Genomic DNA, 22609 nt, shown 5'->3' with positions numbered 1-22609 from the left:
GGTGGGACCATGAACGAACGGGCGCAGTTCACATTCTACCGCTCCTACTATGAGGCGATCCGACGATTGGGAGCAGAAGAACAGGCCGAAATACTGCTTGCAATCTGCGGCTATGCGCTGGACGGCATGGAGCCTGAAGCTATGTCGCCGATCGCTGAAACCGTGTTTACCCTTGTAAAACCAACACTTGACAGCGGTTGGAGGAAAGCATCCAATGGGAAGACAGGCGGTGAAGCGAAGCAAACTGGAAGCAAACAAAAAGCAAAGCGGAAGCAAACTCTAAGCAAGAAAGAGAAAGAGGGGGAGAAAGAGGTAGAGAACGAATGTTCTCCCCCTATAGCCCCCAAGGGGGCATTTGAACGGTTCTGGTCTGCGTATCCGAAGAAAGTTGGAAAAGCGGCTGCTAAGAAAGCGTTCGGCAGGGTAAATGCGCCTGTTGAAACACTCCTGTCGGCTATTGACCGGCAGAAGTGCAGCGACCAATGGAGTAGGGACAATGGCCAGTACATCCCCAATCCCGCCACATGGCTGAACCAGGGGAGATGGGAGGATGAACTTGCGGGAGAAAAGCCGCCTGAACACAGAGGCGCCGCAGAGCTGGCGCGATACCTGAAGTGAGGGAGCGCAATGAGGATAACCATACCAGGAAGGCCGATTACAAAGAAAAACTCCATGCGGCTGGTGCAGAGCGGAGGGAGGACATTCCCAGTGCCTTCCAAACAGTTTGCAGAGTATCAGGAGCGGGCGGGATATTTCATCCCATGCAAGTGGACGGCGATTTCCTTCCCGGTCAACATCCGCTGCCTGTACTACATGCCCACCCACGGTAAGGTGGACCTGACAAACCTGCTGGAGGCCACCTGTGACATCCTGGTCCACTACGGCGTCATCCAGGACGATCACAGCGGAATCGTGACCTCGCATGACGGGAGCAGGGTTCGCTACGACAAGGAGAATCCGAGGGTGGAGATCGAGATCACGGAGGCTTGCCAATGAGACGGCCAGTATACATGGAAGTCACAAAAGACCACTTTGAGCTGCCCCTTGCCGTGGCGGACAGCCCCTATGAGCTTGCCAGTCTACGGCATGTCCACGTGACCGGGGTTCTCCGCGCAATCCGGCACGGCGGGAACCCTGTCAGCAAGTACAAGGTGGTGTGGATCAGGTGAAGCCGATTGAGCAGGAAACCATAGAGCGCATCCGGTCGCTGACGCTGGCGGGGAAGTCGGCGGAAGAGGTGTCCGTGCTGGCCTGTGTGTCGGCGCAGACGGTGCGGACGTACCGCCAAAAGCTTGGCCTGCCGCCCCTTTGCAAAATCCGCAAGGAGCTGCGGGCACAGGGGAGGCTGGAGACGCGCTGCAACGACGCATACCACGCCTCCAGTGCCAACCTCTGCTTTGACTGCGTCCATGCTGTGTCGGATAACCGGGGCCACGGCTGCCCGTGGACGATTGACGCCTGGTTTCGGGAGGTCCCAGGATGGACGGTGCGGAGATATCAGCGCAACGGAAAAGAGTATGTGCAAATCCTACACTGCCCGATGTTTGAGAGGGGATGAGGGGCCCCTCAGCCAAAATGAATAGACAATACAAAAAATAACACAGGAGGCTCCCGGGATAATGAGCGCTCACCTCCAGACGTGGAGGGACCTGTGAAAATATTAGTGGCTTGTGAAGAGTCACAGGCGGTAACGATTGAGCTGAGGAAACTGGGGCATGAGGCGTACAGCTGCGACCTCGAGCCATGCTCCGGGGGACACCCTGAGTGGCATTTACAGGTGGATGCTCTTGAGCTTTTGAAAATGAAGTGGGACATGATCCTGGCATTTCCACCATGCACACACCTTGCAGTGTCCGGGGCCAGATACTTTGAGGAAAAGCGAAAAGATGGACGGCAACAGCGGGGAATTGAGTTTTTCATGGCATTTGCAGACGCAGATTGTGACAGGATCGCCATTGAGAACCCTGTGGGAATTATGTCTACATACTGGAGAAAACCAGACCAGATCGTCCAGCCATGGCAATTCGGGCACGGAGAAACAAAGGCAACCTGCCTGTGGCTGAAGGGATTGCCGCTGTTGCAGCCGACAAACATTGTGGATGGTAGAACTGCCCGCGTATGGCGTATGCCGCCCGGACCTGACCGGGCGAAACTGCGAAGCAGAACCTATTCAGGTATAGCTACTGCCATGGCAGAGCAATGGGCAGGCAAATGTGAGGAGGCAATCTGATGAACGCCAAAGACAAAATCAGGGACTACCGGCATCTGCATAATACGCGGCGCGGCCCGCAGGTGGCTTGGAAGGAGAGGAAAAACCATGAGCGCTATATGTAATAATTGCCCAGGCTATGCTGGATGCGCCCTCAATCCAGATGGGAAACCCTGCAAACGCCGTCGCAAAGAGCTTGGGTATTATCCCACCAACGGCGACCGCATCCGGGCCATGAGCGACGAGGAGCTTGCGGAATTGCTTTGTACCGCAGACTGGTGTGAAGAGTGCGACCAGTTGAAAGAAGGCGGCACATGCCATGCCATGGAGTTGGACGGGCCGCTTAGCAAGTATTGCGTGGCAGCTGGACTGAAATGGCTCGCCCAGCCCGCGCAGGAGGAATAGACGATGAACGTCAACAAAACAAGACTATATGTCGTTTGGAAAAATATGAAAGCACGTTGTTACAATCGCAATAGGCCTGATTATAAATATTATGGGGCAAAAGGCATTACTGTCTGCGATGAATGGCAGACATATGGAAACTTTGAGATATGGGCTAAGCAAAACGGATATGACGATAATTTGACTATTGATAGAATTGATGTTCTGCGGGGATATGAGCCGAGTAATTGCCGTTGGATTCCATTTTCAGAGCAACGAGAAAACACAACACAGGCAAGAAGAGTTACCATCAACGGAAAAACACAGACCCTAAAAGCGTGGTGTATTGAGTACGGGATTAGCTACAACATGGTTATCATGCGCGTGCATAGAGGGGTTGATATTGTTTCTGCCTTATTGATGCCAAGCAGGAAAGGGTCGAAATGAATAGATTGACCATGTGGCACGATGGATGCCATGCAATTTGCACTGATGACGACTGTTCGTCTGAACGATGCCCATTCGCTGATGCTCCGTGTGAGCGTGTGCAAGATGTGATTGACCGCCTCGCCGCCTACGAGGACGCCATCCCGTTTGCCGATCTTCCCCGCGCCGCAGAGCTGGTCAAGGCGGAGAAGGAGGGACGGTGCAAAATTCCTTCATGTGGTGAGACGGTATTTGTTCTAACCGATTCCTGCTGGTGGACAGCAAATCTCAAAGTGGAAGAAATTATTGAGTGTCGGGTAAAAACGCACAGGTTGACCAAAAAGGGAGAAGTCAAATTCTCTGTAGATGGAATCTGGAAAAGCGGACATCCCTACAAGGCCTCTTTTGGGGCAACATCAATTGGCAAAACCGTTTTTCTTACCCGCGCCGAGGCAGAGGCGGCTTTGGGAGGTGGAGAGAATGGATAAGGACTACACCGATATGACATTGTCCGAACGCCTGCGCTGGTGGGCGGAAAATTGTGACAGATGCAATTATGGCTGTCAAGTAAAATCGCTGTTGTTAATGGCATCCGATAAGCTGGCATCCCAGGAAGGAGCGGAGCATGACGGAGATTGAGAAAGCGGTCATAGCCTTTGAGCGCATGGCAGGCAGCGGAATTTGCACGGAATCCGACAAGGTTGCCCTTGCCGCCCTCCGTGAGAAGCAGGAGCGGGAGAAGGGGTGCGATTTCTGCCGAAAAGAATTGGATGATTACCCGTACATTAATGCCTGCGGAGATTGCGATTCCAGCGGTACGGTCTACACGCCAGCGTTTTGCCCAATCTGTGGCCGCCCGCTGAGCGAAACATAACGTCCGGCCTGAGCCGGGGGAGGGGAAAATAATGAGCCTTACAATTATGGAAGTTTTGTATAACGCACAGTATAACCTTTGCAACGCCGCAATTCCAATTCAAATCGAAATTGGGAAAGAGCAGCTAAATAACGCAATTTTGGCTCTCGAAAGCGGAAAGAGCCTCAATGATATTTTTGAAGAAGCTGACGTGCTCCGGAAGGATTCCCAACATGGATGACCTGATCAGCCGGGAGGCGCTTTTAGCACATTTGTTCAGCAAGCAGGACGAGCCGTTAGACATTATGAAGGAAATAGCGAAGTTTCCCGCCGTGGACGCAGTGCCGGTGGTACACGGGCGGTGGATTGCCTTCAGAGGCGGGGTTGATAAGCAATGCTCTGAATGTAACTGGGGAACAGACTATAATATTCCGAGAAACTATTGTCCCAACTGCGGCACTCGTATGGACCTGCCGGAGGGAGAGGAGGAGCGCCACGATAAGTAAGTGGATCAGCGTCAAGGAAAGACTGCCGGGATGCGGAGAGCGTGTACTTGCCACAGACGGCACATTTGTTGGTGAGGCATATCGGACAAGCGCAAAAAGCTGGTATCGGATGAGTGGCTTTGCGTGGCGGGATGCGTTAGGGACTATCGTCACCCACTGGATGCCCCTGCCGGAGCCGCCGAAGGAGGACGACCATGGATAAGCAGTACAAGCCCAGCGGTTCCATTGGGTGCATGAAATACCTTTGGGACAATCCCATAACAGGGCGGACGTGGTGCCAGTGCGGTCATTGTGGGAATAAGGTTTCCAGAAAAGCTGATACTTGCCGGCACTGTGGCGCACATTTTCAAAATATGAAGGATGGGAAGCTGGTGCTGAAATGAAATTCCGAGACCCCAAGATGGGGGAAGGGTTTGCTGGCGCATGAAAAAGAAGGTTAACCCCCGCCGTCGGCCCGCAAGCCGCGCGGACGTGGAGCGGGCCAAGCGGGAGGCCCAGGAGGGAACGCGGTGAATCGGGCGGAAAGACGAAGGAAGGGCGCTGCAGTCAAGAAAGAAGCTGTATGGAATATCAAGGCGTCCGATATTCAGAAGATGAAGCGGGATGCATCCAGAGATGCGGCAAATCTGGCATTTTCTATGATGCTTGGCTTACCGGTGATGGTGCTTCATGACAAGTTCGGTTTCGGCCCGGTTCGATGTGAGCGGTTCACTGACGCAGTTCTTGAACTGTACGACAGCTTTGAAAAAGGCTATGTGTCCATTGAAGATATTCACGGAACCCTGAAGGAGGAAACAGGGATCACCATAGAGCCGGAATTGCGCAAATGATTGGAGCGGAGAAGTTGAGGAGTAACTTGTGACGAAAGAAGAATTGTCTAAACTGCTCTGGATAAATCGCGAGATCAGCATTGAAAAGAGGCGGCTTGAAGAGCTGAAGGCTGCTGCGAAGGATTGCACAGCAAAAATTACAGGGCTGCCGCATGTGAGCGGAGCATCCAGGAGGATGGAAAATATTTCGATTTTAATTGCAGAACAACGCGATTTGGTTGACTTGAAAATCAAACAATCAGTTATTGAGTACAATCGCCTGAACCGCTACATATCCGGTATTGAAGACCCATTGATCCGCTCTATTCTGAAATTGCGATTTATTGACGGATTCTCATGGCTACAGGTGGCAATGAGGGTTGGAGGGGACAATACAGCAGACAGTGTAAGAAAGTCTTGCGATAGATATTTGAACTCTCACTGAAAGTTGTCCGATTTGTCCGCTTGCCCTGCTGTATAGTGTAATTGCTAAAAATTGATCATCACGAGTCCTTTTCAGCCTCCTTCACCGCCGTGGCTCCGTGGCGGTAATAACGGAGCAATATGCCGCCATTGGCCGCATGAGGCTGATGGTGGCACGAATAAGACAAGAGTCGTCCAGAGATGGGCGGCTCTTTTGGTTGTGCCGAAAGGCGGGTAATGTTTGCTGCGTATTGGGCCAAGGGTGGGTGGCTGGCAGCAATAACGATTGAGAGGAAACAAATGGAGTGATTGTATGCCGCTTACAAAGCTGTGCGCCAGATGCGGCGCTGTGATTCCGATTGGGCAAAGATACTGCACAGCCTGTCAAGCGAAATCTCAGAACAATGCAAGACAATACGACAGGCGTATCCGGGATAAGCGTTCGGCGGCGTTCTATAAATCAGCTGAATGGATGCGTATCCGCGACTTCTGCCTGCATAGGGACGGCTATATGTGCCAGGAGTGCAGAAAGAAAGGCGTTGTCACGGCAGCGACCGAGGTCCATCACATTGTGCCTCTAAGGCACGACTGGTCAATGCGGGCTGATGCATCCAATCTGGTCAGCCTGTGCCACAAGCATCACATGGAAGTGGAGCGAAAGACCCACAGGGGGATGTAAAAAAGTATAGAAAGTGGGGATTCTGAACCGCGCCTGGTCTGTTTTGCGGCAAGAACTCCCCACGGAGCGAAAGTTTGAGGTGATGAATAAATGGCGGGAGCACGTCAACCTTTGGAGCTGATTGAGTTTAAAGGGAAAAAGCATCTAACGAAAGCAGAAAAAGAGATACGCAAGAAGACAGAAGTCAAGGCGAGAGCGGACGGAATTTGCGCTCCTGACTATTTGACCGACGAGCAGAAGCGCGAGTTTGATCGGATTGCCGGGGAACTAAAGTCCATCGGCATCATGTCAAACCTTGACTGTGGAACGCTTGGCATGTACTTGAGGATGCTTGATAGATATAAGGCGCTTGACGAAAAGCTGAACGACCCGGAATTAATGGATGATATCTTTGCCTATGAAAAGACATTCAAGCTGTGGGACAGAGCAATCAGCCAGTGTCAGAGCCTCGCCAAGTCTCTGGGAATGACAATCGACAGTCGCTGCAAGTTGGTAGTCCCCCAAAAGGAAGAGGAGCCAAGGCGGAACAAATTCGCGGTGGTTGAAAATGGATAGATGCACCGCGTTTGCGCAGGCGGTTGTTGATGGGACATACAACGGCAGGGCGGTCGGAGAGCTTGAAAAACTGGCCTGTCAGAGACACCTGAATGACCTGAAGCGGCAGAATACAGCGGGCTTTCCATACTATTACGATGAAGAGGCGGCGCAAGCCGTCATTTCTTTTGCGGAAAAGCTGACAATCGCCGAGGGGGCGGAGCCGAAGCCCGTTCAGCTGAGGCCATTTCAAGACTTCATTTTCGGCAGCTTATATGGATGGAAGAATAAAGACGGATACCGGCGGTTTCGCCTGTCCTATATCGAGATGGCGCGGCAAAACGGCAAAAGCTTTACCAATGGCATCAATGCATCGTACATCGGCAATTTCAGCGGCTATCAATATGGCCAGTTATATCTGACTGCCACAAAGCAGGACCAAGCAAAGATCGTTTTCAATGAAGTCGCAAAGTTCATCTATTCAGACCCCGACCTTGGTGAGCTGTTTGACGTAAAGGACTACAAGAGCGAGATTGACTGCAAGCTGACCAATTCCACCATCCGGGCGCTGTCAAGGGACAGCAAACGTATAGACGGCTTCCGCCCCCTGTTCGGATCAGTCGATGAATACCATGCCCACGAAACAAACCAGATGTATAAGCTCCTGGAGGGCGGCACCGGCAATATGCCGGAGACACTGATCAGCATCATCACAACCGCCGGCTTTGACCTGAATGCGCCGTGCTACGAGATGCGCCGGATTGCAGAGCAGATTTTACGCGGCTCTTTCCACAAGGAGACGGAGTTCTGCGCCATCTATACGATGGACAAGGATGACGATATCTGGGACCCGATGAATTGGGCAAAGGCAAACCCGCTTACCTGCGAAACGGAGGAGGGCCGGGAGCGGATGAAGGATACGGCGGCAACTGCCAAGCTTGCCGGCGGCCATGAGCTGCGGGACTTCATGACGAAGCGCTTGAATATTTGGGTGCAGGATGCTGATGACCAGTTGTTTGATGTTGAAAGCGTCATTCAATGCGGCGTTGATAAGAAGCTGTCTGATTTTGCCGGCATGGAGTGTTATGCGGGCCTTGACCTGTCCAGCGGCGGAGACTTAACCACCCTCTCCCTTGAATTCCCGTACAAAGAGAGCGGGCGGCAGAAATATTACATCTGGTCACATAGCTTCATGCCTCGTGCACGGCTTCAGGAGCACATTCAGACGGATGAAGCACCATATGATATTTGGTCAAAGCAGGGCCTGCTGACTGTTACAGGAGGTGCTGGAGATTACAAGAACGATTACAAATTCATCATCAAGACGCTAAAAGACCAGATTGAGCGTTTTGATCTAAAGCTGCAGGCAATTGGGTATGACCCGCACAACGCGGATGCGTTTTTGCCTGATTTGGATGTGTTCGGGTGCAATTTGACGCCCATCACGCAGTCCGCCCGGTTCCTGAACGACGCAACGCAGGATATGCGGCTGTTGTTTAAGCAGGGGGATATCGCCTATGACAAGGAGAACGATCTTCTGCGGTGGTCATTTGTAAACGCAAAAATGGTGGTCAACTCTTTTGGTGAGATAAAGGCCGACAAGGAAAACGGGAATGCAAAGTCCTGCAAGCGCATAGACCCGGTAGACGCTGCCATAGATGCGCACTGCATCGGAATGAAATGCACTGAGGCGGAGGTTGACATGGACGAGAGCATTCAAAAATTTTTAAAGTGGATGGGGTGATACAGTGCCATTTTGGAACAGGAATAAATCGGTTACACAGGTCGAGACGGTGCAGGGGCTGCTGGATTTTTTGAAGATCGGCACAGTGGACAAGTCTAAGCTGTCCGAAAGCACATATTTCGCGTGCCTGAAAATTCTTGGTGAGACGATTGGCAAGCTGCCGCTTAAATTGCAGCAGCATACCGACGAAAATGGAGTTGTGAAGGCATATAGGCACCCATTGTATAGCATGGTTGGAATGCGGCCCAACCCATATATGACGGCGACGCATTTCTGGTCGACAGTTGAATTCAACCGCAACCACCATGGCAATGCCTACGTGTGGATTGTAGGGGCCGGAAGTAAGGAGACGTTGTGGATATTGCCGTCTGAGTGTGTATCTGTATGGGTGGATGACAGCGGCATCTGGGGAAAGAGCAATGCCGTTTGGTATGTCTACACGGACAGAAAGGGTGGCGGCACGTATAAAATTCCATCTGACAGTATCCTGCACTTCCGTACATCAACAAGCTTTGACGGTATTGTCGGGAAACCTGTTCGGGAAATCCTGGCTGATACGCTTGACGGAAACATGACCGCGCAGAAGATGCTGAATAAGGCATACGAGAGCGGATTCACCGGGAAAGCCGTCTTGCAGTACACCGGAGAGCCGAGCAAGGAAAACGAAAAGAGATATGGACAGCGAATCCAGGATTTCTTAGACGGTGTTGAAGGTATGAAAGACGTTATACCAGTCGCCTATGGAACACAGTTAACGCCTTTTTCAACAAAGTTTGCAGATAACGAATTTCTTGGCCTGAAGCGGTACTCTGCTTTGCAGATTGCGGCGGCGTTTGGAATCAAGCCAAACCAGATCAACGACTATGAAAAAGCGTCGTACAGTGCCGCGGAACAGCAGCAGTTGGCATTTTACGTCGATACATTGCTCTATATCCTCAAGCAATACGAGGAAGAACTCACATTCAAACTGCTGTCAGCCGATGAAATTGCGGCTGGCTATTATTTTAAGTTCAATGTGGGGGTTATTCTCCGTGCAGACCAGAAAACACAGCTTGAGGCGCTCAAAAGCGCGGTCAACGGCGGTATTTACACAGCGAATGAGGCAAGGGCGCTCCTTGATAAAGAGGCGCGGCCAGGAGGAGACGAACTGATTGTAAACGGCACGATGGTCAGGTTGACACAGGTTGGAGCCGCTTATGATAGAAATTCTGGCGGAAAGGAGGAACGAGATGGGAAAAATTGAGGAAGAAAAGGTACTGGACAGCGGTTTCGTATTTAAATCCGCCGAGGTCTCCATCCAGGACGTTACAGATGACGAGCTGAAGAAAATCAACAAGCATACAATGGAGGCGCTCAAGGCGGAGGATGTGTTTGTGTTCAAGGCTGTTGTCGGGGACAATGAGTTGGATGACCGCAATTTTGAGCCATTTAATGCGAACGCCCTGAAAGACCTGAAAGCCCTGTATGTCGGAAAGCCTGTCGTTAAAGACCACCGCCGCAGCGCAGATAACCAGGTGGCGAGAATCTACGACACTGAACTGATTGCGGACGAGAGTAGGCAAACGGGGGCGGGGGAGCCTCACACAGAACTGATGGTGAAGTGCTACATGGTCAAAACCTCCGGCAACGCGGATTTGATTGCCGAAATCAAGGGCGGCATCAAAAAAGAGGTATCCACAGGTACTGTTCCGAAGCACGCGTGGTGCTCCATCTGCGGAACGGACAATGTAAAGACATACTGCCCACACTTCCGGGGCAGGGAGTACGACACGAAAAACGGAAAAAGGACATGCTATTTCACACTTGACGGCGTGAAAGACGCTTATGAGCTGTCCCTGGTGGCGGTCCCGGCGCAGCCGAGAGCCGGGACACGCAAGAACTACGGCGGCATTGAGCCTGAAACCCCGCCCGAAGCGGAAGAGAAGCTGGACACAGAAACACCCGCGAAGACCGAAAAAGAAGTGCTGGCGCTGAAAATCAACAGCGTGGGCGCTTTTCTTTTTGCCAAAAACCATAAATTTGAAAAGGAGATTAACGAATGAATAAAAAAATGAGAGAATTTCTTGCAGCCATCGAGGAGAAGCAGAAGGAAGCCCGCAGTTTTGCGGATGCAAACGAAACAGATAAGGCTGCCGGTATTCTGGACGAGATTGATGACCTTAAGAAACAGTATGAGACCGAGGAAAAGCTGTTCAAGCTGGAGCAGGAGCAGGCTGCCAACAGCCACGAAGAGGTCAGGACTGAGAAGGAACTGACCCAGAGCGAGAAGGACGTCAAGGCATTTGCAGGATATGTCCGCGCCATGGTCAATAAGGCCAGCACCCCCCAGAACATTACCATGGGAAATAACGGCGCTATTATTCCTCAGACCATTGCCTCCCAGATCATTCAGAAGGTCAAGGAGCTGTGCCCCATTTATGCCAACTCCACCATCTACCACAGCAAGGGCACCCTTAAGATTCCCGTTTACGGCGACAAGACCGTTTCCGGTGATGACGCTCCCCACAATATCACCGTTGGTTTCGCCGCCGAGTTTTCCGAGCTGACAGCAGACGCCGGCGCGTTTTCCAGCGTTGACCTGACCGGCTATCTGGTTGGCGCCTTGACCCTGATCGGCAAGAGCGTGGTCAACAACGCCGACATTGATGTTACCAACTTCATCGTAAACGAGATGGGCAAGAAGATTGCCGAGTTCCTTGAGGACAAGCTGCTGAACGGTGCATCTGGCTATAATCAGGGCGCACTGGCAACCACCACTACCATGAATGCAGGCAGCACCTCTGCAATCACCGCCGACAATCTGATTGACCTCCAGGCAAAGATTCCCACCGCATATCAGGGCGCGGCTGCCTGGTATATGGCTCCCGCTACCTTTACTGCGATCCGCAAGCTGAAAGACGGTAACAATCGTTACCTGCTCCAGGACGATATCACTGGAACGTTCCCTTATCGCCTCCTTGGCAAGCCCGTGTACATCTCCGACAATATGCCCGCCATCGCCTCCGCCGCCAAGGCTGTTCTGTATGGCGACGCTTCCGGCCTCGCTGTCAACATCCGCGAGGAACAGAACATTCAGGTTCTGACCGAAAAGTATGCCACGCAGCACGCTATCGGCGTTGTCGCCTGGATGGAGTTCGACTCCAAGGTTGCTGACAATCAGAAGCTGGCCACCCTGGTCATGTCTGCCAACTCCTGATGATGCAGAAATATAGGGCCACGGTCAGTTTTGTTGGCGAAATTTGTATGGCTTTCGACGAGACAAGAGAAATCGATGAAAAGGTTGCACGGCCTCTTGTCGATTGCGGCTATCTCGTCAAGGCCGCAGAGACAAAGAAGCAGACCGCGAAGAAGTAACCCGCCGGGGAGCGGCTGAAATATGCCGCTCCCAGCGAGAACAGGAGGTGAGTCTATGGCAGTGCCACTGGCAAGCGTAAAAATGGCGCTGGGCATCAGTTCCGCCGCCTATGACAATGAGCTGACCGCCCTGATTGCGGCGGCAGAGGGCGATTTGAGGCTGTCCGGCGTGACCTGTTACGAGGCGGAGGATCCGCTGATCGTTGTGGCTGTTACGGCGTACTGTCAGGCCAACCGTGGCAGTGACGTGGACAAGCGCAGGATTTTTCAGGAAATGTACAAGAGCGCAAAGCGGAACCTGATGCTTGCGTGCGAATACACGGAGGTCATGGCATGACGCTGACGGATACCATCAGGCTTATCACGCAGAAAAAGGCAGAGGATGCGGACGGGTATTCCACGGTCACTGAAACAGCCGTGGAAGTAAAGTGCGACTCAGGAAAGGGGATAACCCGCGCGGAGTTCTATGAGGCATATAAGGCCGGTATACAGCTCTCTGCGGCCTTTGAACTGTGGGCGTGTGATTATGGCGGACAGACGTTTATAGAGCATAACGGAAAGCGCTACAAGGTGGAGCGGGCCTATCCGATTGATCGGGATATCCTGCAGCTGAACTGTTCGGAGGTGACGCGGTGAGCATCAACTCTACAATCAAAGCCGCTGTTGTGCCGATTGTTCCAATATGTGTTCCGCACCTGTACGCAGGAACGGAGAAAGAGTATTGTACGTTCAACTATACAATGTATCCGACCGATTTTGGGGACAATGCACCGGGCGTTATTGGGTATTCCGTGCAGCTGCACTATTGTTTGCCACTAAACGATAGTCCGCTCGCAAAGCTAAAACTTCTTTCTGACGCACTTTTTTCGGCTGGATTTGATTACCCGCAGATTGTCGATGTAACGGACAAGAAAGGGCAGCACTACGTTCTGGAATCCGGTTGGCATGAGGTTATGGTATGAGCATCACTATAAAACTCCCGGAAGAACTAATTAATCAGCTTAGCGAGTTTGATAAGCACACCGGAGAAATTATGGATGCTGCGTTGACCGCTGGCGCAAAAGTGGCCTGTAAACAGGCAAAAACGAATTTGAGTTTTGCTATTGGCAGTGGGACAAAGGAGCCGAGCCAGAGCACAGGAGAGCTTGTACGTGCGCTTGGCGTGACTCCTGTCAAGCCTGATAGAGATGGCTGGAATGTGCGAGTTGGATTTGCAGAACCCCGGAGAGATGGAAAGTCAAACGCTATGGTTGCAAACATCCTGGAATATGGCAGTAGAAAGCACAACCAGCCAGCACGCCCGTTTATGAAACCGGCTGCAGACAGCACAAAAGCCGCTGCAAAGGCTGAAATTAAGCGCGTGTTTGATGAAGAAGCAAAGAAATATTTGAAAATGAAAGGATGATACATAAATGGCAACTATTGGATTGGACAGTATCTATTATTCCATCATTACCGACGGCGAAAGCGGAGAAACCTATGCGACACCCGTTAAGCTGGCGAAAGCGACAAAAGCCGACCTGTCTGTTGAGTTCTCCGAGGGTACTCTGTACGCCGATGACGCCCTGTGTGAGGCTGTAAAGGAGTTCAAGTCCGCAAAGCTGACACTCGGTGTTGATGATCTGTCTGCTGCGGCTGCGTCTGCGCTGACTGGCGCAACCATCGACCAGAACAAGGTTCTCGTACACAATGCAGAGGACAGCGCCCCCTATGTCGCAATCGGTTTCCGCGCAAAGAAGTCCAATGGGAATTATCGTTACTATTGGCTGTATCGTGGGAAATTTGGAATTCCGTCTGACAGTTTGGAAACCAAGGGAGATTCCATCAAGTTTGCTGAAAAGAGCATTGAGGGGACTTTCATGCGGCGCGAAAAAGCTGGAGATGACGGCAGTCATGCATGGAAAGCACAGGTTGATGCTGATGATACAGGTGTCCAGACCAGTACAATTTCCGGCTGGTTTACTTCCGTTTACGAGCCTGACTTCACCGCTTAATCGGAGGGCGCGAGGATGGACGATAGAAGTGTAGCCGTAACAATTGGCGGTGAGGAGTACAAGCTGCTCCTCACTACTCGCGCTACCATGGAGATTGCCCAAAAATACGGCGGTCTTGATAAGATGGGCGAAAACATGATGCAGTCCGACAATATTAAGGACGCACTTGAGGAAATATGCTGGCTGATTGCTTTGCTTGCTAACCAGAGCATCACGATTTGGAATCTGTGGAATCCAAGCGAAGCAAAGTCTTTGCTGTCCACTGAAAAACTTGAATATATGACCAGTCCGGCAGATATTGCAGACCTCAAGGACAATATTATGCTTGCTATCACAAAGGGCATGAAGCGAAACGTTATCAGCGAGGATGACACAAAAAACGCAGTGGGCGAGTAAGTGACAATGAGTTATTTACTCGCTTAATTTATGCGGGAACGGTTCATTTGCGCAGAACGGAGCGGGAAACATGGTTGATGCCGTATGGTTGGCTTTGTGATTTGAACGAATGCTATTGTCAGGAATTTTGCGGTGCAAAGCCGCGCAGAGAACACTTTATCGATGAAATTATCCCTGATGGGATATGAAGGGGATGAAGTTATAGATGGCTGATGTAGGAATCAAATTTGGCGCAGAGGGCAATACGGAGTTTAAAAGGGCGCTGGCCGATATCAATTCGCAATTTAAGGTGCTCGGGTCTGAGATGAAGCTTGCGCAATCTCAATTTGCTAAAAATGACAAGTCAGTTGAGAGCCTGACAGCGCAAAACAAAGTATTAAACAAGCAGATTGAAGAACAAAAAAACAAGGTTTCTTTGCTCGAAGCCGCACTCAAAAACTCTGCCGAAACCTATGGCAAAAACAGCAAACAGACAAACGACTGGCAGATCAAGCTTAATAATGCAAAGTCTGACTTGAACAAGATGGAGCGCGAACTTGAAAGCAACAAAAAGGAAATGTCCGATTTTGGCAAGGAGACGGACGACGCTGGAGACAGTTTGAAAACCGCCGGAGATAACGCTTTATCTTTTGGTGACGTTTTAAAAGCTAATGTCCTTAGCGACATTATCATGAACGGAATAAGACAGTTGTCAAGCGCCATTAAGGGTATGGCAAAGGACTTTATCGAATCTGCCGCAACTGTAAAGGCGGAAAACAGTCAGTTTGAACAGGCGTTTGGAGATATGGCTGGCAGTGCGGAAGATGCGGTTTCACGTATTGCCGAGAAAAACGGAATACTTGATACCCGCCTGAAAGGTTCGGCATCGTCTATTTATTCATTTGCGCGCTCAAGCGGAGCCAGCACACAGGAGGCAATGGAACTAACAGAGGAGGCTTTGCAAACCGCTGCCGATAGTGCCGCTTACTATGACAGAAGTCTTGAAGATGCAAGTGATACCCTTATGAGTTTCTTAAAAGGAAACTTTGCCAATGATGCCGCGCTTGGCGTATCTTGCACAGAGACAACGCGCAATGCAAAGGCGATGGAGCTGTTCGGGCAGAAATACAACGAACTTTCTGAGATTCAGAAACAGCAGACATTGCTAAAAATGGTTACCGACTCTCAAGCGTTATCAGGTGCAATGGGACAAGCTGCACGAGAATCGGACGGCTGGGAAAATGTTATGGGAAACCTCAACGAAACTTGGAGGCAGTTTCAATCGCAGGTTGGAGCACCATTGCTTGAGAATCTCATACCGATTGTGCAAAATATAACGGCAGGATTTCAGTCATGGGTTGAAACCGTCGATTGGGACGCCTTTGGAGCAAGCATTGGAAATTTTGTTAGCCTGGTTTTGGACAATGGGGACACTATAATTGCGATACTTGCTGGGATCGGGACTGGATTTATTGCCTGGAATGTAGCTTCTATGGTTACAGGGCTTGTTGGAGCTATTAAGGGTTTTACTACGGCGATGCAAGGAGCCAAGACTGCGCAGGAAGCATTGAACATTGCAATGAATAAAAATGTTATTGGAATTGTAGTTACTGCCGTTGCAGCTCTTGTTTCTGCCGTTATCGTCCTTTGGAACACAAACGAAGATTTTAGGAACGCTGTTATTGAAATCTGGAACAAAATTAAAGAGGCATTTTTCAACGTCATTGATTCGATCACAAACGCTTTTGATAAGTTCAAAGAAATAGGCACAAATATTATTAACGGCATTAAGGATGGAATTTCCGAAGCATGGGAAGGACTGAAAAGCTGGTTTTCTAATTTGTGGGACGGGTTGTTTGGCAACAGAAAAGTCAGCGTGAGCGCAGAAACCAGAGTAAACGGATCACATGCAAGCGGCCTTGATTATGTCCCATTTGATGGATACATAGCACAACTACATAGGGGCGAGATGGTTGTTCCTGCCGCGCTGGCTGACAGCCTGCGAAATTCCGTATCGATCGGCAGCAGACAAAGCGGCGGCGTGACTGTCTCTGATCTGCGAAGCGTAACAAGCGCGGCGGTCAATGCGGTTACTTCCAATTCCAAATATGCAAGCGGCGACGCACAGTTCAACATAATAATTGACGGGAAGCGTTTCGCAACTGCGACCTTGGACGATTTCCGCAGCGTCAGCAGGGCCAATCCCGAAGTAATAGCAGAGTTTTAAAGGGGTGGGAGTATGACACAACTGATATGCGGAGGGGTTCGTCTTCCGCAGACCAGCCACGACAACTACAAATGCTATCCATCACAGCTCGGCAAACAAATAGAGATGATTTCCGGTCGAATAGTAACAGAAGTGCGAGGAACGGTGCAAATCATTGAATACAGCTATGACAAGATGCCGGACGAGATATATACTGCTCTTCTTGCTGTTCTGCGTTCTAAACAGGCGTTTCCAGTAGTGTATTTGCCGGACGATTCCGACGTGATGATGAGCAGCCAATTCATCTGCACAGCATTCCCGACACCGACATTTGCATTTGATGTTAGCGGGAAAGCAGTATGGCATAACACAGCGTTTACCTTGAGAGAGGTGGCGCCGCATGATTAACGTGACAGATGGCTTCAAGGCTGCCGTAACTGGTGACGTGCGGCAGATGTTCATAAAGGCCGTCATTGATTTGACTGATCCTGACATTGCATATGGAACAGCAACGGCACAGTCAAGTGGAGAATATTCAAAGCCCGACGAACTGCATAACAAGGTGTTCGCAATCAAGAAGTACGCAAGCCTTGAAACCAACCGCTGGCAGTTAGACGGAGGCTATGCCATCTATCCTGATGAGGTTTCCGACGCAGGAGAATGCGGGTATCAAAGTTCAACGTTGTCCGGCCCTGATGGATATTTTCCGACTGCACAATATGTCGAAATGACGTTCAGCAATGTGTCTGTACTACAAGCTTGCTCTGTGTATTTTTCTGACGACACCAATGACGGGACTGCAGAGGATTTCACGGTTGAGGTTAAAGTTGGTGGAACGGCGGTTTATGCAAAAACATACACAGGCAACATTGAAACGAGCGTGTCCCTGGCTGGCTTCACGGTGAATGCTCCTGACGCTATCAGAGTGACGGTTACAAAGTGGAGCAGGGCGGGCAGACGGATGAGGGTGGCCGAGATTGTACCTGGCATTTATGAAATCTGGGACAGCCACATTATTGCGGAGCTGTCTATCAACCAGCAAGTCAATACAAGCTGCTGTGCGCTCCCGTATGGCACGGCAACACTTAAGATGGATAACCTCGACAGGCGTTTTGAACCACGCTCTAAAAGTGGTTTATTTCAGTCCATCGAGGAGCGGCAGGGGATTCCCATAGAAATAGGATGTAAACTGGCTGATAATTCGATTGAGTATAAACAAGTTGGCGTGTATTACCAGTATTCAGGCGGTTGGAAAACTGGCGATAACGGGCTAACAATGCAGTGGGATTTGGTGGACATCATCGGATTGCTGTCTGACCGTGCGTATATCGTTCCTGATGTGCTGCCAACCACGCTGACAGGCTGGGCCGCTTCACTTGTGGCACAGTTGGGAATAAACTTTGAAAGCTTGTACAGTGTTGATTCTGATTATGCAAGCACGCCCTGCACGGTAGTATCTGCTGACAATTTGAGCGGGAAAACGTGTGGTGATGTTCTGCGTTATGTCTGCATGGCTTGCGGTGTATTTCCGCGTGCAGACGCTGAAACGGGCTATCTATGCATCGAGCCGATGTGGGACGCGGGAAACAGTATAACGCTCGACAACATGGATAAATACCCGACCATGAAAGCAAATGATGATTGTGCCTATGTTCGGTTTAAAATTTACGCTGTCGATGGCACCACAAGTATTTACAATATCGGCGGAAACAGCACAGCATCGAGTAAAACCATTAGCATTGACAATCCGTTCATTCATACAACGGAAACGGCTCTAACTGCGGCAAAACAGATATTGAAATCCTATGGTGGCAATCAGATTATAATCTCTGAGCGTGGCGACCCGGCAAATGAACTGGGAGACGTCGACTCCGTACAGCTTGATAAATCGCAGGCTACGTCTGCCAGACGCATTGCACAACAGTTTGCATTTAACGATGGAGTTATGAGTGGGCTGCAAGCCACGTTGATACAGCCGAGCGGGTTCTTTATGTATAACAAGTCAATTGTATTGACTGGCTCCGGGACATGGACTGCGCCGAGCGGCATTACTTCTCTTGGCATTATTGTTGTTGGCGGTGGCGACGGCGGTACAAGCGGAACAGATGGAACGTGGGATACCGCAGGAGTTGATGGAACAAACGGAAACGGCGGAAAGGTGTTTTCGGCGCAAATTTCCATCAATAATGGACAGAGCTTTACATATTCTGCTGGTGCTGGCGGCGCCATTGGAGCGGTCGGCTCTGCGTCTATATTCGGCATATACACAAGCGCAAGCGGTAATATCTATGACTATGGATATATGGACATTAACAATGGCAATGTATACGGAAGAAGCGGAACGGAATTCCCGGCGACTGGGACAGGAGATGGTGGAATTGCAGGAAAGGGAGGCTGCAAAGGAGAACGGAAGTGGGTGACTACCATCACGAAAGACTACACTTGCGGAGGCACGATTACCGGTGGGCAAACAGAGGTATACATTCCTGTGACAACATCCGGATGGGACGTTAGTTGCGAGCCAGGACACGGAACAGATGGAAAGGCCGGGGCGAATGGTTGCATTATCGTGTTCTATGCAGATTTAGGTGGTGAAATGTGATTAATGTTCTGGATGCATCGACCGCTGGCCGCTATGGCAAGGAGGGAGAATGAGCTACACAATCCAGATACCGGAGATCACATCGGCGGACATTGTAGCAAACCCAGTTTCCATCAATATATCGGTCAAGCTGTCCGTTTCCGTCATCGAAAAGACCATTACCCTGGAACCCATGTGGTATTACAGCGGCGAACTCTACGGAGGTGAAGTATAAATGGCAATCTCACAGGTGCGTGCCCGGATAAACAGCACGTGGCACACCCTTACATACAACAGCGCCACCGGGAAGTATGAGGCCACCATCACGGCCCCGGGCGCAACCTCGTACCACCAAAGCGGCGGCTACTACAATGTAACTGTGGAGGCGACCAATGACGCGGGCACCACGGCGACGGCGGACGGCTCCACACTGGACGGCCTGAAGCTGGTGGTGAAGGAGAAGGTGGCTCCGGTCATCACCATCCTCTCACCCACCTCCGGGGCCTATGTGACCAACTCCAAACAGCCGGTGGTCTTCAATGTGGTGGACGAATCCGGCGGCTCAGGCGTGGATTTAAGCTCCCTTGTGGTCAAGTTGGACGGGGCCGCAGTGGCGTCCTCCGCCATTGCCTCCACGGCAATTGCAAACGGGTACAGTGTGACCTATACCCCTGTAAGTGCCTTGTCGGACGGGCCCCACACGGTGCAGATCACCTGCTCCGACCACGACGGTAACGCGGCCGCGGCAAAGAGCACCACATATACTGTGGACACCGTGCCGCCGGTTCTCAATGTGACGGCGCCCACTGACGGCCTGATTACCAACGCCACGGCCCTGACTGTGCGCGGCACCACCAACGACGCCACCTCCAGCCCGGTCAGCGTGGCAATCAAGCTGAATGGGACAGACCAGGGCGCGGTGACGGTTGGTTCCGACGGTGCGTTTACAAAGGCGGTCGTCCTCTCCGAGGGCAGCAACACCATCGTGGTCACAGCCACAGACGCCGCCGGGAAGACCTCCAGTGTGACCAGGACGATCACCCTGGATACCAGCGTACCCACCATCCAAAGCGCGACGATCACGCCCAATCCCGCTGACGCCGGAGCTACGGTGGTCATCTCCGTCCAGATTGGGTGACACCGATGAAACAGGCAATTGCACTCACGCTGCCGTCCTCCACGCTGTATGTATCTGGTGCGGTCAACGATGTGTCCGTTACATGGACCAACACGGAGGGCAACACCTGGGAGGCGGCAGCGGACCGGGCAGAGGATGACGTCTACCGTGTGGCGCTGACCATAGTGCCCACCTCCGGGACTACCACCACGGCGGAGATCACGCTCTACTACGGCATTCTTAACCTCATCACGGACCGGACAAGAGCGGATGTATTCAATGGGACAGACAAGGGGTATTACAACGCGGAGGACTTAAACCGCGTGGGCTCCGCCGTGGAGTATGTGGCTGGGCGGTTTGCCGACTATGGATACTCTGTGGACGTGAGCCCCAGGAAGGACTGGTCCATGGGGGACATCCCCCGTGAAGCCGACATGGTGAAGTACCTCTCCGAGGTGGCACAGCTGCGGAGCCTGGTCTCCGTGCTACCCACCACGCCGGAGACGCCGGGGGACATGGAGTGCCTAAGCTATATGGAGGCAAACAACATTGAGCAGATTCTGGTGGATGTTGATTTTCTGCTGACCAATATGGCCGCCGCGTGGTATTACAGCGGCGAGATTTACGCAGGGGAGTGTTAATATGAAAGATCGTGTGCCGACAAAGCCGGGGCGGGTAAAGCTGACTCCGGTTTCCGGGCAGGCCAACACCTATGACATGGTACGGGCGGACCAGCCCACGCAGGAGGGGACGCCGCTGGGGAAGGCGACTCTGTTTGACTCTGGTGCGGAACAAGCGGTGTTTGGAGATGCTACGGGGGATCATACGCCGGCGGAGGCGTTTGCCGCGCTGCCGAACAGGATCGAGCCGATCGGGACCATTAAGACTACGGTGCGGACTGATCTTGGAGACAAATGGCTGCTGTGCAATGGAGACACTATTTATGGATCAGAGTATCGGGAACTGGTTGATTTGCTGTATAAGAAAGGTGGCCCTTTTAGCAAAAACTTTGCGGAAGTAAATTTATGGGATGGCGGAATATCTTCTCAACTCAATTTCATTAAGTATATAAATGGTTATTTTGTTGTTGGCGGTCAAAGGCGCGTTAACAATACTTATTACGCCTCTATAGCCTATGCTGCATCTCTTGACGGTGAATGGATAAGTTTAGATTTGTGGTCTGGCAGCAGCAGTACTACCCTAAACGATATCACATATGCGAACGGGTATTGGGTTGCTTGCGGAAGACGATACTATAACACCACAAATTACGCGTATATCGCATACTCAACATCTATCTCTACAGGGTGGGCGACCAAAGAATTATGGTATGGCGGAAGCAACTCTTATGCATCTGAAGCGAAAGGTGTTGAGTATGGAAATGACGGCTATTGGGTAGTTTGCGGGACCGCGTACGGAGACAATGACAACCCGAGCATATGTAGAATTGCATATGCGGCATCTCCATATGATACTTGGACGAATAAAAGCCTATACAGCAGCGGAAACACTGATGACACTTTGTATTGTATTAAGTATGCAAATGGCTACTGGGTAGCTGCCGGAATGGCCTATAGTTCCGGTTACAGTACGTCTATTTTTTATACCACTTCACCGAGTGGGACTTGGACAAGAAAACAATTGTGGAAAGGTCTTAATAGCGGAGCCAACAATGCAATCCACCGCCTTAAATATATAAACGGCTATTGGATCGCTTGCGGAGAATATTACACAAGCAGTTATGCATGTAACGCTATGATATCATATGCCACAACTCCAAGTGACACATGGACAAATAAAATCGTATGGTCTTCCACCACGACCAGCAGTGAGGGCAGCAGAGGCGAAGCGGTATATGATATCGTATATACCGAAGGCCGTTGGGTGGTTTGTGGCCATGCATTTAACATAACCAATCGTAAAAAAGGCCGTTTAGCATACACTTCATCTTTCGATAATGAGTGGATGTTGGAGGACCTATGGACTGACGTGGATCACAATGGAGGATTAAGCGGCATTATATACACGGACGGTGTTTTTGGAATTTGCGGACAATATGCCCCCAATAAAGGCCATCTCTGGTATTCGATAGATGCAATCGCGCTTCCAATAGTTGAGGGCGATTTTTACGCCTACATCAAAGCAAAGGAAGGGTTTTCAGAACCGGTCGTAGAGCTGACGCTGGTCGTGAACACCTATGTCATGCCGTCGTTTAACGGCCTTACTGTCACCTGCCCGGATGGGACAACTCTGCACGGAACCAGCGACAAGGTGGAGCAGACGGTTACATTCACATTTACCGTAAACCAGTACGGAACCTATACCGCTGAGGTGGACAACGGCAAGGAGGGCATCAACTCCGGCTCCGTCACCTTTGCTGAAGGCGGCCCCACCACACAGACCATCAGCGTATAA

General features: G+C 51.1%; 35 protein-coding genes. All 35 read left to right on the top strand.

Translation table 11 applies throughout. The annotated features are described in order from the left end of the window. Nucleotides 1-9 precede the first annotated feature (9 nt). Nucleotides 10-618: a DUF6291 domain-containing protein gene (locus KQI82_RS12505; RefSeq protein ID WP_216633069.1), complete on the top strand. Its 609-nt coding sequence runs from the start codon at nt 10-12 to the stop codon at nt 616-618. Nucleotides 619-627: 9 nt separating this feature from the next. Further along, entirely contained in the window at nt 628-996 is a 369-nt protein-coding gene (locus KQI82_RS12500; protein ID WP_216633068.1) for a RusA family crossover junction endodeoxyribonuclease, read from the top strand. Beyond that, nucleotides 993-1169, top strand: coding sequence for a hypothetical protein (locus tag KQI82_RS12495; protein WP_216633067.1), 177 nt, complete (start codon nt 993-995; stop codon nt 1167-1169). The genes KQI82_RS12500 and KQI82_RS12495 overlap by 4 nt, the downstream gene beginning before the upstream one ends. Next, a complete protein-coding gene (locus KQI82_RS12490; protein WP_216633066.1) occupies nt 1166-1558 on the top strand; it encodes a hypothetical protein in 393 nt (130 codons plus the stop codon). Before KQI82_RS12495 ends, KQI82_RS12490 begins: the two co-directional genes overlap by 4 nt. A gap of 93 nt (nt 1559-1651) precedes the next feature. Next, a complete protein-coding gene (locus KQI82_RS12485) occupies nt 1652-2230 on the top strand; it encodes a hypothetical protein (protein ID WP_216633065.1) in 579 nt (192 codons plus the stop codon). A gap of 87 nt (nt 2231-2317) precedes the next feature. Then, nucleotides 2318-2614 (top strand): hypothetical protein, encoded by a 297-nt coding sequence (locus KQI82_RS12480; RefSeq protein ID WP_216633064.1) that lies wholly within the window; start codon nt 2318-2320, stop codon nt 2612-2614. 3 nt (nt 2615-2617) lie between these two features. After that, the gene (locus tag KQI82_RS12475) at nt 2618-3040 is read left to right on the top strand and encodes a hypothetical protein (protein ID WP_216632002.1); all 423 of its coding nucleotides are present in this window, start codon (nt 2618-2620) and stop codon (nt 3038-3040) included. Beyond that, the gene (locus KQI82_RS12470; protein WP_216632003.1) at nt 3037-3507 is read left to right on the top strand and encodes a hypothetical protein; all 471 of its coding nucleotides are present in this window, start codon (nt 3037-3039) and stop codon (nt 3505-3507) included. Before KQI82_RS12475 ends, KQI82_RS12470 begins: the two co-directional genes overlap by 4 nt. Next, nucleotides 3500-3658, top strand: coding sequence for a hypothetical protein (locus KQI82_RS12465; protein ID WP_216632004.1), 159 nt, complete (start codon nt 3500-3502; stop codon nt 3656-3658). The genes KQI82_RS12470 and KQI82_RS12465 overlap by 8 nt, the downstream gene beginning before the upstream one ends. Next, entirely contained in the window at nt 3645-3893 is a 249-nt protein-coding gene (locus KQI82_RS12460; RefSeq protein WP_216632005.1) for a hypothetical protein, read from the top strand. Before KQI82_RS12465 ends, KQI82_RS12460 begins: the two co-directional genes overlap by 14 nt. A 31-nt stretch (nt 3894-3924) precedes the next feature. Continuing rightward, on the top strand, nt 3925-4113 hold the full coding sequence (locus KQI82_RS12455; protein ID WP_216632006.1) for a hypothetical protein: 189 nt from the start codon (nt 3925-3927) through the stop codon (nt 4111-4113). Then, nucleotides 4106-4378 carry a hypothetical protein gene (locus tag KQI82_RS15705; RefSeq protein WP_241426902.1) on the top strand — a complete coding sequence of 91 codons (273 nt, stop codon included), beginning with the start codon at nt 4106-4108 and terminating at the stop codon, nt 4376-4378. The genes KQI82_RS12455 and KQI82_RS15705 overlap by 8 nt, the downstream gene beginning before the upstream one ends. Next, on the top strand, nt 4260-4580 hold the full coding sequence (locus tag KQI82_RS12450) for a DUF551 domain-containing protein (protein ID WP_338149008.1): 321 nt from the start codon (nt 4260-4262) through the stop codon (nt 4578-4580). Before KQI82_RS15705 ends, KQI82_RS12450 begins: the two co-directional genes overlap by 119 nt. Before the next feature lie 307 nt (nt 4581-4887). Further along, nucleotides 4888-5208: a hypothetical protein gene (locus KQI82_RS12445; RefSeq protein WP_216633063.1), complete on the top strand. Its 321-nt coding sequence runs from the start codon at nt 4888-4890 to the stop codon at nt 5206-5208. A gap of 28 nt (nt 5209-5236) precedes the next feature. Further along, complete coding sequence (locus KQI82_RS12440; RefSeq protein ID WP_216633062.1) at nt 5237-5632, top strand: hypothetical protein; 396 nt, start codon at nt 5237-5239, stop codon at nt 5630-5632. A 450-nt stretch (nt 5633-6082) separates the two neighbouring features. Continuing rightward, nucleotides 6083-6289 carry an HNH endonuclease gene (locus KQI82_RS12435; protein ID WP_216633061.1) on the top strand — a complete coding sequence of 69 codons (207 nt, stop codon included), beginning with the start codon at nt 6083-6085 and terminating at the stop codon, nt 6287-6289. 111 nt (nt 6290-6400) lie between these two features. Further along, nucleotides 6401-6844, top strand: a complete 444-nt coding sequence (locus tag KQI82_RS12430; protein ID WP_241426705.1) for a phage terminase small subunit P27 family — start codon at nt 6401-6403, stop codon at nt 6842-6844. Beyond that, nucleotides 6837-8567 carry a terminase large subunit gene (locus KQI82_RS12425; RefSeq protein WP_216633059.1) on the top strand — a complete coding sequence of 577 codons (1731 nt, stop codon included), beginning with the start codon at nt 6837-6839 and terminating at the stop codon, nt 8565-8567. Before KQI82_RS12430 ends, KQI82_RS12425 begins: the two co-directional genes overlap by 8 nt. A gap of 4 nt (nt 8568-8571) precedes the next feature. After that, nucleotides 8572-9810: a phage portal protein gene (locus tag KQI82_RS12420; protein WP_216633058.1), complete on the top strand. Its 1239-nt coding sequence runs from the start codon at nt 8572-8574 to the stop codon at nt 9808-9810. Next, nucleotides 9797-10609 carry a hypothetical protein gene (locus tag KQI82_RS12415; protein WP_216633057.1) on the top strand — a complete coding sequence of 271 codons (813 nt, stop codon included), beginning with the start codon at nt 9797-9799 and terminating at the stop codon, nt 10607-10609. The genes KQI82_RS12420 and KQI82_RS12415 overlap by 14 nt, the downstream gene beginning before the upstream one ends. Next, nucleotides 10606-11763 (top strand): phage major capsid protein, encoded by a 1158-nt coding sequence (locus KQI82_RS12410; protein WP_216633056.1) that lies wholly within the window; start codon nt 10606-10608, stop codon nt 11761-11763. The genes KQI82_RS12415 and KQI82_RS12410 overlap by 4 nt, the downstream gene beginning before the upstream one ends. Next, nucleotides 11763-11921 (top strand): hypothetical protein, encoded by a 159-nt coding sequence (locus tag KQI82_RS12405; RefSeq protein ID WP_216633055.1) that lies wholly within the window; start codon nt 11763-11765, stop codon nt 11919-11921. Before KQI82_RS12410 ends, KQI82_RS12405 begins: the two co-directional genes overlap by 1 nt. Nucleotides 11922-11976: 55 nt before the next feature. Then, complete coding sequence (locus KQI82_RS12400) at nt 11977-12258, top strand: phage head-tail connector protein (RefSeq protein WP_216633054.1); 282 nt, start codon at nt 11977-11979, stop codon at nt 12256-12258. Further along, nucleotides 12255-12557 (top strand): hypothetical protein, encoded by a 303-nt coding sequence (locus KQI82_RS12395; RefSeq protein WP_216633053.1) that lies wholly within the window; start codon nt 12255-12257, stop codon nt 12555-12557. Before KQI82_RS12400 ends, KQI82_RS12395 begins: the two co-directional genes overlap by 4 nt. Further along, on the top strand, nt 12554-12883 hold the full coding sequence (locus KQI82_RS12390) for a hypothetical protein (RefSeq protein WP_216633052.1): 330 nt from the start codon (nt 12554-12556) through the stop codon (nt 12881-12883). The genes KQI82_RS12395 and KQI82_RS12390 overlap by 4 nt, the downstream gene beginning before the upstream one ends. Beyond that, a complete protein-coding gene (locus KQI82_RS12385; RefSeq protein ID WP_216633051.1) occupies nt 12880-13326 on the top strand; it encodes an HK97 gp10 family phage protein in 447 nt (148 codons plus the stop codon). Before KQI82_RS12390 ends, KQI82_RS12385 begins: the two co-directional genes overlap by 4 nt. A 7-nt stretch (nt 13327-13333) precedes the next feature. Beyond that, nucleotides 13334-13915, top strand: coding sequence for a major tail protein (locus KQI82_RS12380; RefSeq protein WP_216633050.1), 582 nt, complete (start codon nt 13334-13336; stop codon nt 13913-13915). A gap of 15 nt (nt 13916-13930) precedes the next feature. Next, the gene (locus KQI82_RS12375; protein ID WP_216633049.1) at nt 13931-14311 is read left to right on the top strand and encodes a hypothetical protein; all 381 of its coding nucleotides are present in this window, start codon (nt 13931-13933) and stop codon (nt 14309-14311) included. 205 nt (nt 14312-14516) lie between these two features. Then, nucleotides 14517-16517, top strand: coding sequence for a phage tail tape measure protein (locus tag KQI82_RS12370; protein WP_216633048.1), 2001 nt, complete (start codon nt 14517-14519; stop codon nt 16515-16517). Between the two features lie 12 nt (nt 16518-16529). Continuing rightward, nucleotides 16530-16904 carry a hypothetical protein gene (locus tag KQI82_RS12365; protein WP_216633047.1) on the top strand — a complete coding sequence of 125 codons (375 nt, stop codon included), beginning with the start codon at nt 16530-16532 and terminating at the stop codon, nt 16902-16904. Continuing rightward, complete coding sequence (locus tag KQI82_RS12360; protein WP_216633046.1) at nt 16897-19098, top strand: hypothetical protein; 2202 nt, start codon at nt 16897-16899, stop codon at nt 19096-19098. The genes KQI82_RS12365 and KQI82_RS12360 overlap by 8 nt, the downstream gene beginning before the upstream one ends. A gap of 49 nt (nt 19099-19147) precedes the next feature. Next, on the top strand, nt 19148-19312 hold the full coding sequence (locus KQI82_RS12355; protein ID WP_216633045.1) for a hypothetical protein: 165 nt from the start codon (nt 19148-19150) through the stop codon (nt 19310-19312). Next, on the top strand, nt 19313-20215 hold the full coding sequence (locus KQI82_RS12350) for an Ig-like domain-containing protein (RefSeq protein ID WP_216633044.1): 903 nt from the start codon (nt 19313-19315) through the stop codon (nt 20213-20215). It begins immediately after the preceding gene. Between the two features lie 5 nt (nt 20216-20220). After that, nucleotides 20221-20835 (top strand): hypothetical protein, encoded by a 615-nt coding sequence (locus KQI82_RS12345; protein ID WP_216633043.1) that lies wholly within the window; start codon nt 20221-20223, stop codon nt 20833-20835. A gap of 1 nt (nt 20836) precedes the next feature. Then, nucleotides 20837-22609, top strand: coding sequence for an emp24/gp25L/p24 family protein (locus KQI82_RS12340; RefSeq protein ID WP_216633042.1), 1773 nt, complete (start codon nt 20837-20839; stop codon nt 22607-22609).

It is taken from the genome of Dysosmobacter acutus, from assembly GCF_018919205.1.
Classification (GTDB): domain Bacteria; phylum Bacillota; class Clostridia; order Oscillospirales; family Oscillospiraceae; genus Oscillibacter; species Oscillibacter acutus.
Note: the sequence above shows the minus strand (reverse complement) of the source record. Positions and strands in the feature narration are given on the sequence as shown.

What these genes read in the sequence shown, in the direction of transcription:
- KQI82_RS12505 (WP_216633069.1), top strand. Translation starts at nt 10, where the DNA reads ATGAACGAACGGGCGCAGTTCACATTCTACCGCTCCTACTATGAGGCG.
- KQI82_RS12500 (WP_216633068.1), top strand. Translation starts at nt 628, where the DNA reads ATGAGGATAACCATACCAGGAAGGCCGATTACAAAGAAAAACTCCATG.
- KQI82_RS12495 (WP_216633067.1), top strand. Translation starts at nt 993, where the DNA reads ATGAGACGGCCAGTATACATGGAAGTCACAAAAGACCACTTTGAGCTG.
- KQI82_RS12480 (WP_216633064.1), top strand. Translation starts at nt 2,318, where the DNA reads ATGAGCGCTATATGTAATAATTGCCCAGGCTATGCTGGATGCGCCCTC.
- KQI82_RS12475 (WP_216632002.1), top strand. Translation starts at nt 2,618, where the DNA reads ATGAACGTCAACAAAACAAGACTATATGTCGTTTGGAAAAATATGAAA.
- KQI82_RS12470 (WP_216632003.1), top strand. Translation starts at nt 3,037, where the DNA reads ATGAATAGATTGACCATGTGGCACGATGGATGCCATGCAATTTGCACT.
- KQI82_RS12465 (WP_216632004.1), top strand. Translation starts at nt 3,500, where the DNA reads ATGGATAAGGACTACACCGATATGACATTGTCCGAACGCCTGCGCTGG.
- KQI82_RS12460 (WP_216632005.1), top strand. Translation starts at nt 3,645, where the DNA reads ATGACGGAGATTGAGAAAGCGGTCATAGCCTTTGAGCGCATGGCAGGC.
- KQI82_RS12455 (WP_216632006.1), top strand. Translation starts at nt 3,925, where the DNA reads ATGAGCCTTACAATTATGGAAGTTTTGTATAACGCACAGTATAACCTT.
- KQI82_RS15705 (WP_241426902.1), top strand. Translation starts at nt 4,106, where the DNA reads ATGGATGACCTGATCAGCCGGGAGGCGCTTTTAGCACATTTGTTCAGC.
- KQI82_RS12435 (WP_216633061.1), top strand. Translation starts at nt 6,083, where the DNA reads ATGCGTATCCGCGACTTCTGCCTGCATAGGGACGGCTATATGTGCCAG.
- KQI82_RS12425 (WP_216633059.1), top strand. Translation starts at nt 6,837, where the DNA reads ATGGATAGATGCACCGCGTTTGCGCAGGCGGTTGTTGATGGGACATAC.
- KQI82_RS12415 (WP_216633057.1), top strand. Translation starts at nt 9,797, where the DNA reads ATGGGAAAAATTGAGGAAGAAAAGGTACTGGACAGCGGTTTCGTATTT.
- KQI82_RS12410 (WP_216633056.1), top strand. Translation starts at nt 10,606, where the DNA reads ATGAATAAAAAAATGAGAGAATTTCTTGCAGCCATCGAGGAGAAGCAG.
- KQI82_RS12405 (WP_216633055.1), top strand. Translation starts at nt 11,763, where the DNA reads ATGATGCAGAAATATAGGGCCACGGTCAGTTTTGTTGGCGAAATTTGT.
- KQI82_RS12400 (WP_216633054.1), top strand. Translation starts at nt 11,977, where the DNA reads ATGGCAGTGCCACTGGCAAGCGTAAAAATGGCGCTGGGCATCAGTTCC.
- KQI82_RS12395 (WP_216633053.1), top strand. Translation starts at nt 12,255, where the DNA reads ATGACGCTGACGGATACCATCAGGCTTATCACGCAGAAAAAGGCAGAG.
- KQI82_RS12385 (WP_216633051.1), top strand. Translation starts at nt 12,880, where the DNA reads ATGAGCATCACTATAAAACTCCCGGAAGAACTAATTAATCAGCTTAGC.
- KQI82_RS12380 (WP_216633050.1), top strand. Translation starts at nt 13,334, where the DNA reads ATGGCAACTATTGGATTGGACAGTATCTATTATTCCATCATTACCGAC.
- KQI82_RS12375 (WP_216633049.1), top strand. Translation starts at nt 13,931, where the DNA reads ATGGACGATAGAAGTGTAGCCGTAACAATTGGCGGTGAGGAGTACAAG.
- KQI82_RS12370 (WP_216633048.1), top strand. Translation starts at nt 14,517, where the DNA reads ATGGCTGATGTAGGAATCAAATTTGGCGCAGAGGGCAATACGGAGTTT.
- KQI82_RS12365 (WP_216633047.1), top strand. Translation starts at nt 16,530, where the DNA reads ATGACACAACTGATATGCGGAGGGGTTCGTCTTCCGCAGACCAGCCAC.
- KQI82_RS12360 (WP_216633046.1), top strand. Translation starts at nt 16,897, where the DNA reads ATGATTAACGTGACAGATGGCTTCAAGGCTGCCGTAACTGGTGACGTG.
- KQI82_RS12355 (WP_216633045.1), top strand. Translation starts at nt 19,148, where the DNA reads ATGAGCTACACAATCCAGATACCGGAGATCACATCGGCGGACATTGTA.
- KQI82_RS12350 (WP_216633044.1), top strand. Translation starts at nt 19,313, where the DNA reads ATGGCAATCTCACAGGTGCGTGCCCGGATAAACAGCACGTGGCACACC.
- KQI82_RS12345 (WP_216633043.1), top strand. Translation starts at nt 20,221, where the DNA reads ATGAAACAGGCAATTGCACTCACGCTGCCGTCCTCCACGCTGTATGTA.
- KQI82_RS12340 (WP_216633042.1), top strand. Translation starts at nt 20,837, where the DNA reads ATGAAAGATCGTGTGCCGACAAAGCCGGGGCGGGTAAAGCTGACTCCG.